Consider the following 2,475-nt stretch of genomic DNA (forward strand, 5'->3'; position numbering starts at 1 on the left):
GAGCTCACGGGTATCGATCGCAAGACGATTCGCCGCTATCAAGCGCTGTATGAGGCGCGGCGGGCGGATGGCGCAAACTCCTCCACCGCCGCGACCACCGGCTCCGGCGATCCGGTGGTCGCGCAAAATCCTCCACTCCCGCGACCGCCGGCTCCAGGCGGAGTGCCGGTTAGTTCCTTCAACTTCGCCCGTTCGGCCAGTGAGCCCCACCGGGAATGGATCGAACAGCAGGTGCGTTTGAAGCGCAACGCCCAGGCGATCTACCAGGACCTCGTTGACCAGCATGGCTTTAGAGCCAGTTACGAGAGCGTCAAGCGTTTCGTCCGGGCGCTGCGGCACGTCGATCCGGAACAGTTCGACCGTCTGGAGTTCACCGCCGGCGAAGAGGCCCAAGTCGATTACGGCGAAGGCGCGCCGACCCGCGATCCGAAGACGGGCCGCTATCGCCGGCCACGCCTGTTCGTCATGACGTTGAGGTATTCGCGGCGCAGCTTCCGGCGCGTAGTCTGGAAGTCCAGCAAACAGGTCTGGGCACAGCTTCACGAAGAAGCCTTTCGGTACTTCGGTGGCAGCGCGAGCTACGTCGTCCTCGATAATTTACGGGAGGGCGTGATCACGCCCGACTTGTATGAACCTGAGATCAACCGCCTTTACGCCGCGATGCTTGAACATTACGGCGTCGTCGCCGACCCGGCCCGCGTACGCGATCCGAATCGCAAGGGTGCTGTTGAAAACGCAATCCAGCATACGCAGAACACCGCGCTCACCGGCCGGCGCTTCGAGTCGCTCGAGGCCCAGAATGAATTCCTGATGCACTGGGAAGAGAACTGGGCCGCCAAACGCATCCATGGCCGTGCACGGCGACAGGTTGAAGCGATGTTCCAGGAGGAAAAGCCGCACCTGAAGCCATTGCCGGCCACGGCATTCCGCTACTTCACCGAGGTCGTGCGCACCGTCTGGGACGACACCACGGTGAGCATTGATCGGAGCAACTATGCGGCGCGGCCCGCGCCCATCGGGAGTCTCGTGTGCGTACGAATCTACGACACCACGATCGAGATCCGTGATCGCCGCTCGCAGGAGCTGCTGCGCACCCATCCACGCCACATGCAGCCCGGCTCCCTCGAACTGCCCGACAGCGAGCGCCCGTTCAATCCATCGCGCCAGACCAGTCTCGCGCTGGCCAGCGCCACCGACATCGGTCCACAAACGAAGGCACTGTGCCAGCACTTGTTCGACGCCGAAGGTCGCGTCGGCCACCGCGGCATGTGGGGCATTGTCGCGCTCGCGAAGAAGTATCCCGCGTGGCTCGTCGAGCAGGCCTGCGATCACGCCCTGCGTCACCACCTCTATCGATACCGGCAGGTACGTGCCGTCGTCGAGCGGCTGTTCGAGCAGGCAGTTGAGCGTCTCGATCGCGCGCCACAGCTGGCCTTGCCGCTCACACAGGAACACCCCCTGATCCGTCCAGGTGACGAATACGGCGAGTTCTTCAACGTCGGCGCGCAACACAGCGCCGGCTCTCATCCATCAACAAGTGGAGAAACAGCATGAACACCACGCTACCCGACATCGAGCGGGCGCTCAGGCTGCTGCGCCTGTCAGGCGTACGCGACACACTCGAAACCCGCGTGTTGCAGGCACAGGGCATTCAGCAGCCGTTCCTCGAGACCTTCGCCCTCATCCTGCAGGACGAACTCGACCGGCGTCAGTCGCGGCTCATCGAGCGGCGTTATCAGCAGTCCGGACTCGAGGAGAAGCTCACGCTCGCCGAGTTTGACTGGTCGTTCAATCCGAAAATCCCGCGTCAGGCTTGCTTCCAGCTCAACGCGCTGAAGTTCATCGCCGCCGGCGAGAACGGATTGATCATCGGCAAACCTGGCACGGGGAAGTCGCACGTTGCCAAGGCCGTCGCGTATCAGGCGGTTCTGCAAGGCCACAAGGTACAGTATCTCGAAACCGACGACTTCTTTAACCGCTACGCGCTCAGCGCGGCGGAGCAGCGACAGACGCGACTGCGCGCGATACTCGAGGCTGACCTGCTGGTGCTCGATGACCTGTTCCTGGCCCGCTCGATACCGGACGAGGCCGGCGCGCTATTACAGACACTGGTCCATCAGCGCTACAAACTGCGCCGAAGCATCATCGTCACCTCCAATCGCGTCGTACAGGACTGGGGGACGTATCTGGGCGATAACACGATGAGCACCACGATCCTCGATCGCCTCATGCATCACTGCCACCAGCTCGAATTTAACGGCCGGAGCTACCGCCTCAAGGAAGCCGCCGAGGCCCTTGCACAGAAAACGAAAGAGGAATAAAACTCGACCTCGTCCTGCTTCACCCGGTGGGGGATTTTACGCGACCAAAACTGGGGGAGTTTCAACTGACCGTCCGGGGCAGTTCGCGGCCTGGCTGGGTTTGACGCCACGCCAGCACTCCTCAGGCGGCAAGGATCGTCTGTTCGGTATCACC

The 2,475-nt window shown here is 62.5% G+C and carries 2 protein-coding genes and 1 pseudogene; all 3 read left to right on the forward strand.

From position 1 onward, the window contains the following. The coding region (istA, locus tag NCS02_RS14170) for an IS21 family transposase (RefSeq protein WP_250519829.1) at positions 1–1,554 on the forward strand (1,554 nt) is incomplete at its 5' end. After that, positions 1,551–2,321, forward strand: coding sequence for an IS21-like element helper ATPase IstB (gene istB, locus NCS02_RS14175; RefSeq protein WP_008352240.1), 771 nt, complete (start codon positions 1,551–1,553; stop codon positions 2,319–2,321). The genes istA and istB, both read left to right, overlap by 4 nt. Before the next feature lie 61 nt (positions 2,322–2,382). Further along, positions 2,383–2,475: pseudogene (locus NCS02_RS14180) on the forward strand (transposase); the annotation flags it as partial.

The organism is Caballeronia sp. NCF2 (assembly GCF_023631205.1).
Classification (GTDB): domain Bacteria; phylum Pseudomonadota; class Gammaproteobacteria; order Burkholderiales; family Burkholderiaceae; genus Caballeronia; species Caballeronia zhejiangensis.

Excerpts from the sequence above, each read along its gene's own strand:
- istB (WP_008352240.1), top strand. The coding sequence starts at position 1,551 with ATGAACACCACGCTACCCGACATCGAGCGGGCGCTCAGGCTGCTGCGC.